General features: G+C 64.2%; 4 protein-coding genes. All 4 read right to left on the bottom strand.

Annotation, left to right across the window (positions count from 1 at the left end; translation table 11 throughout):
* A partial coding sequence (locus tag N5D48_RS15135) for a TonB-dependent siderophore receptor (protein WP_279885638.1) occupies positions 1–2,439 on the bottom strand: 2,439 nt, incomplete at its 3' end.
* A 113-nt stretch (positions 2,440–2,552) separates the two neighbouring features.
* On the bottom strand, positions 2,553–4,202 hold the full coding sequence (locus tag N5D48_RS15130) for a cyclic peptide export ABC transporter (RefSeq protein ID WP_279885635.1): 1,650 nt from the start codon (positions 4,200–4,202) through the stop codon (positions 2,553–2,555).
* Between the two features lie 12 nt (positions 4,203–4,214).
* A complete protein-coding gene (locus N5D48_RS15125) occupies positions 4,215–5,561 on the bottom strand; it encodes a SidA/IucD/PvdA family monooxygenase (protein WP_279885632.1) in 1,347 nt (448 codons plus the stop codon).
* 98 nt (positions 5,562–5,659) lie between these two features.
* The gene (locus tag N5D48_RS15120; protein WP_279885629.1) at positions 5,660–6,526 is read right to left on the bottom strand and encodes a formylglycine-generating enzyme family protein; all 867 of its coding nucleotides are present in this window, start codon (positions 6,524–6,526) and stop codon (positions 5,660–5,662) included.
* Positions 6,527–6,540: the final 14 nt, after the last annotated feature.

Here is a 6,540-nt window from a genome sequence, read left to right as displayed (position 1 = left end):
GCGTGGTTCGCCGTACCAGTTGCCTCGTTCGCTGGTGCCGACGGTCTGGTAGTAGCGCTTGTCGAACAGGTTGTTGGCGTTGACCGCCGCGGTCCAGTGCTGGTCGATGCGGTACTCGAGCAGGCTGTTCCATACGGCGTAGCCGGCCTGCTCGTAGGCGAACGGGGTGCTGACACTGTCGCGCACCACTTCACCCTGGATGTAGTTGCGGCTCTGGATGTTGGCGCCCACGCCGACCTTCCAGCGCTCCAGCTCGCCCGGCAGCTGGTAGGTGGTGAAGAACTTGAACAGGTGCTTGGGCGTCTGCGAGCTGAGCGGCTTGCCTACGTTGTCGGCGGTACCGGACTTGCGGTATTCGTTCATGTTGAAGGTGTAGCCGGCGGACATTTCCCAGCCCGGCAGCAGCTCGCCGCTGATCTCGGTGTCCCAGCCACGGCTGACGATTTCGCCACCGTTGACGTAGCAGCAGGAGTTGGCCGCGGTGGACGGGCCGCCGATGTACACGCCTTCGTTTTCACGCTTGACGTAGTACAGGGCGCTGGAGAAGTTCAGGCGCCCGTCGTAGAACGCGCTCTTGACCCCCACCTCGTAGGTCTTGCCTTCGATCGGCGCGATCGGGCCGAACGAGGTGCTGAGCATGCTGGTTTGCGGCTGGTAGATCTCCGAGTAGCTGGTGTACAGCGACCAGTTCTCGTCGACGTCGTAGACCAGGCCACCGTAGTAGGTGATATTGCCGGAGTCCTTGCCGCCGGAGGTGTAGGTCGAGGTGCTGCCGTCGCCGTTGGGCACCACGCTGAACAGCGCGTCCTCGAAGTCGTTGTAGCGGGCGCCGACGATCAGCTTGAGCGGATCGGTCAGCTGCGCCTTGAGGGTCATGTAGCCGCCGGTCTTCTTCGCGTCCCAGGTGGGGAAGGTGTACAGCAGGCCAGGGCGGCTGCCTTTGGGCAGCGAACCGATGTCGGTGTTGTACAGGTCCACCGGGGTGATTTCGGTGTTGGTGCTGTGGTCGGCGTACATCCGGTGGATGTTCGAGTGGTCGGCGCCGATCAGCAGCTCGTGCTCGCGGCCGAATGCTTCGAAGGTGCCGTGGATATTGGCGGCGAACAGCTGCTGGACGTTCTCGTAGTCACGCAGGATACGCTGGAAGTTGGCCTGGGTGCCGGTCTGCAGGTTCGGCGGGCTTATGACTTGGCCGAGGTCGTGGCTGGTGTTGAATTTGCTGAAGGTGTAGTTGAACTCGCCTTTCCAGTTCTCGTTGAAGGCCTGTTCGAGCTTGGTGAAGGCTTCCATGCGTTCGTTGTTGGCGGACGACCAGTCGGCAGCCAGCGAGGTCTTGCGCGACAGGCCCAGGTCTTCGCCGCTGCTGGAGCGCACCAGGCCCTGGTCCCAGTAGCCGTCCATGTCACGTTTTTCATAGCTGCCGCCGAAGGTCAGCAGGGTGTCCGGCGTCAGGTCGGCTTCGAGCACGCCGAAGAACGCCTGCTTCTGGCTGTTGGAGCCGTGGTAGAAGTAGTCGCGGTCCTCGTAGGCGGCGGCGAAGCGGCCACGCAGCTTGCCGTCGAAGCCCATCGGGCCGGTCACGTCGACTTCCTGGCGATAGTTGGCCCAGCTACCGGCGGAGCTGGCGAGCTTGACCTGGTTGTGGTCCAGGGCGCGCTTGCGCACCAGGTTGATGGTGCCGCCAGGCTCGCCGTTGCCGGTGTTCATGCCGTCGGAGCCGCGCAGTACTTCGACGTGGTCGTACTGGATCATGTCCGGCAGGGTCTGGTAGGTCTCTTCGCGCATCGACGGCGCACCGCTGTCGGTGGTGATGCTGCTGACCTTGAAGCCGCGCGAGTAGATCTGCACATCGTTGTCGTTGCCGCCGACCAGGGTGATGCCAGGCGCCTGCTTGAGCACCTGCTCGACGTTGTGCAAGCCCTGGTCCTCGATGCGCTGGCTGCTGATCACCGATACCGACTGCGGGATTTCGCGCATGGCGGTGGGGGTCTTGCCGCCCACGGTGACCGCGCCGGCGGTGTAGGAGCCGGTGTTCTCGGTGATGTTGCCCAACTGCGAGGCGGTGACCGAGGTGGTGTCGAGGTTGATCGCACCGCTGCTGGTGTCAAATCCCCCGCTCAGGGTCACCACGTTGCCTTCGACCTGATAGGTGATGCCGGTGCCCTGGATCAGGCGGCGCAGCGCATCGATGCTGTCGATGCGGCCCTTGAGCGCGCTGGCGCGCAGGCTGCCGACGGTGTCCGGGCTGTACAGGATCTGCAGGTTGGCCTGGCGGCCGAGCGCCTGCAGAGCACTGGAGAGTGGCTGAGCCGGAATGTTCAGCTCGACCACTTCGGCGTGCGCCTGGACGCAATTGAGCGCCAAGGTGACACCGAGAGCCAGCAAGGTCTTCGGGTGAGGGAAGCGGGAGCGTGGGGCACGTACGTCTGGGCTGCTCATTCGAGTCTTGTCCGTAGTTGGGTTGGCAGTCTAATTGAGAATTATTACCACTGGGGAATGAGACGCGCGAACCGTAGAAAACCGGAAAATTTTCTACGGTTCGTTGGGGTGGGTCAGGCCAAGGTGCGTTCGCTGACCACTCGGCCGGCTTCCATGCGCACCAGTTGGTCGGCGATATCGAAGTAGCGATCGTCGTGGGAGATCACGATGATGGTCTTGCCCAGGCGCTTGAGGTCCGGCAGCAGCTCGGTATAGAAAATGCGCCGGAAGGTCGGGTCCTGGTCGGCGGCCCATTCGTCGAACACCAGGATCGGGCGCTCCTCGAGCCAGGCGTTGATCAATGCCAGGCGCTTGCGTTGGCCGGTCGACAGGTCGGTGGTGGTGAAGCGTCCGTCCTGCACGCTGACCTTGTGGGCGATCTCCAGGCGTTGCAGGTAGGCATTGGCGTCTTCGGGGATGTGCTGGTCGCCCTGGACGATGTCATCGAACAGGTAGTAGTCGGCAAAGATCGTGGTGAACAATTGCCGGTAGTCATCGCGATGCTCGGCCTGAACCGGCTTGCCATCCAGGCGCACCTCGCCCTGCTGCGGCGCGTACAGGCCCAGCAGCAGCTTGATCAGCGTGGTCTTGCCGCAGCCGTTCTCGCCAACGATGAAGGTGATCTCGCCCTGTTCGATGCGCAGGTTCACCGGCCCCAGGCAGAACGGCGTGGCGCCGGGCACCGGGTCGAAGGCATAGCGCACGTTGTTCAGCTCCAGGCTGTGTATCGCCTTGGGCGTGGGCGCGCTGTCGGTCAGCGGCAGGTGTGGCTCGGGCGAGGAGAACTGCTCGGACAACTGGGCGATGCGCTGGAAGGCGATACGCGCGCGACCGATGATCGGCAGGGTGCCGATCAGATGTTCCAGCGGGCCTTTCATGTACAGCAACACTAGTACGAAACCGCTCATCACCGCTGGGTTGTCGGCGGGCCAGAGCGACTGCATGACCAGGGCGACGCCAATCACCACGAAGAACAGCATGGAGCCGAACGACTTGGCGATGACGAAGGTGTTGATCGAGCGGATCTGGGTGCGGCAGATGAAGTCGGCGGTGGCCTGCACCCCGTGCACGAACATGCGGTGGCGACGGCGTCGGTGAATGCGCAGCTCCTTGGCGCCGTCGGCGATCGCGTTGTACTGGCGCTGCAGGTCGTCCTCGGCGGCGCGGGCGCTGTCGAAGCCTTTCAGGCCGATGGACTGGGCGATGGACTGGGCGCCCATGCCGATCGCGATCGCCACGATCAACAGCAGGAACATCGGCCAGGACAGCATCGCCAGGTAGCCCAGGCAGCCGAGCGTCACGGTGAAGGAAATGGCCAGCGGCGCAAAGGCGAAGGCGAAGTCGCTGATGGTATCGACGTCATGGGTCAGCACCGGGATCAGACGATGGCTGCGATAGCGCTCGATCTGGTCGATCGGCGCCGCCAGGACCTTTTCGCCCAGGCTCTTGCGCAGGCTGGCGATGATGTTCTGGCCAACATGGTTGGTGCCGATGTCGGACAGGATCGAACAGCACAGGGCGGTGACGCACAGGCCGGCGAAGGCCAGCAGGGCGCCCTGGCCCAGGCCGCCCTCCTGGTGCAGGGCATTGTTGATGGTGGCCAGCAGCGCAGTGACGCTCAGGCCGCCAATCATGCCCAGGACGATCGAGATGGCCACGATGGGCCAGAATGGGCGTAGCAGCGGGAACAGCTGGCCGAGCGCCCCGCGGTTTTTTGCGGTCATGTCGTGGGCTCGTCAGGCGTTGGTCAGTGGCAGCAGCTGCTCGGTGTCGCGTACCGCGTCCGGGGCTAGCTTGCCAAGGCTGTGGTAAAGCGACTGGCCGATCTCGGCAGCGCGCATCGGCAGGACCGACAGCAAGGTGTCGCTCAGGCCGTGGGACTGTTCGCAGAAGCCTTGCAGGTAGACCGCGGCTTCCAGCTTGCCGTTGCCGATGGCGCGGTAGTCGCGATCGACCTCGAAGTCTTGCAGGTATTCGGCCAGTGGCGCCAGCAGGTCGCGATGGGTGCGGCGCTCGTAGCCGGTGGCGAGGATCACCGCGTCGTAGCGATGGGTGAGCTGGCCGTTGGTGGCCAGGTCGCGCAAGGTGAGCTCGATGCCTTCGGCGGTGTCGACGGCTTTTTCCACCTGGCGGCGGCACAGGACCGAGTGGCGGAACTGGTGCGAGACCTTCTGGCGGTACAGCACGCCATAGATGCGCTCGATCAGGTTCAGATCGACCACCGAATAGTTGGTGTTGTGGTATTCGTCGATGATCTTGCGGCGTTCTGCCGGCGGCTGGTCGAACACCAGGTCGGTGTACTGCGGGGCGAAGATTTCGTTGACGAACGGGCTGTCGTCGGCGGGCTTGAGCGCCGAGGAGCGCAGGATCATGTCGACCTTGACCGACGGGTAGCTGTCGTTGAGGTCGATGAATGCCTCGGCGGCGCTCTGCCCGGAACCGATGATGGCGATGCGCATTGGCTTGCCCTTGGCGCAGGGCAGTTTCTCCAGGGCGCTGAGGTAGCTGGAGTGGTGGAACACCCGCGGGTCATCCTTGAACGGGCGGAACAGCTCGGGCACTTTCGGCGTGCCGCCGGTACCGACCACCACGCTGCGGGTGCGACGGGTGTATTCCTTGCCTTGCTGGTCGCGAGCGATGACCCGCAGGTGGGCGACGCGACCGTTCTCCAGCTCAGGTTCGATACGCAGCACCTGTTCGCCGTAGCGGGCCTGGTGGCTGAAGTGCTCGGCCACCCAGCGCAGGTAGTCGTTGAACTCCAGGCGGCAGGGGTAGAAGGTGCCGAGGTTGACGAAGTCGACCAGGCGGTTGTTGCTGTGCAGGTAGTTGACGAAGCTGTAGGGACTGGTGGGGTTGCGCAGCGAGACCAGGTCCTTGAGGAAGGATATCTGCAGTTCGCTCTGGCTGGCCAGGGTATCGCCGTGCCAGCGGTAGTGGGTCTGCTTGTCCAGGAACAGGGCGTCGAGCTTGTGGCCGGTGCTCTGCTCCAGTTCCTGCAGCGCGATGGCCAGCGCCAGGTTGGAGGGGCCGAAACCGACCGTGATCAGGTCGTGGATCTTGTTCGAAGCGTTCGTCTGACTCATGGGGCAGTCCATTCGTTGGGAGTAGATTCCCTGTAAACGACTGGCTGCCTGGCTAATTTACCGCCTGGCCGGGATCACCGACCAGGCGTTGTCGCCGATCAGAGTTCGCGGGCCACGCGCACACCGATCCAGTCGCCGCGTTCGGTGCGTACCACGGTGTTGCGGTTGCCCGAGCGCGAGAAGATCGGTGCCTCGCCCCAGTCGTTGCCGCGGATCTGCGCGGTCTTGCAGTTGCCGGTCATCCAGGCGCTGCCATCGCTCGGCGCGCCTTCGTAGCTGTCGTGCCAGCAATCGGCGACCCACTCGTAGACGTTGCCATGCATGTCGTACATGCCAAAGGCGTTGGGCTTGAAACTGCCGACTGGGGAGCTGTAGCTGAACCCGTCGGTAGGGCCGTAGACATTGGCGTGCTGGCTGATCTGGTACTCGCCTTCCTTGTCGAACGGGAAGGGGAACGGACCGGTGCTGCCTGCGCGGGCGGCATATTCGCGCTCGGCCTCGCTGACCATGCGGTAGTGCTGGCCGGTCTTTTTCGATAGCCATGCCACGTAGCGCTCGACGTCGGCGTAGTCCATGCACACGGCGGGCTGACGCGGGCCTTGCTTGTAGCTGGGCTTGCCATTGGTGCAGCGCCGGCCCGGGCGGTCGTCGCCGTCGGCCAGGACCGTGCCGGTTGCCTTCTGGTAGGCGGCCCATTCCCCGGCCGTGATCTGGAAGCGGCTCATGGCGAACGGCTTGGCGAAGGTCACCTGGTGCATCGGACCTTCGTCATCCTGGCGGCCCTGTTCATCGTCGGGGGTGCCCATCATGAAGCTGCCGGCGGGCAGCACGACCATTTCCGGGCAGGTCTTGTCGCAGTCACGGAACACCGTGCCGGGCTTGTCCGACGGCTGCGCGGCCAGGGCCGGCAGGCTGCAGGCGGCCAGCACGGCGGCCAGGGTGAGGCGGTGCAGAGGTGCGCTCATGGGAGATGCCTTGT

This window comes from Pseudomonas sp. GD03858 (assembly GCF_029840925.1).
In the GTDB taxonomy this organism is placed as follows: Bacteria; Pseudomonadota; Gammaproteobacteria; order Pseudomonadales; family Pseudomonadaceae; genus Aquipseudomonas.
This window is presented reverse-complemented; position numbering and strand designations above follow the sequence as displayed.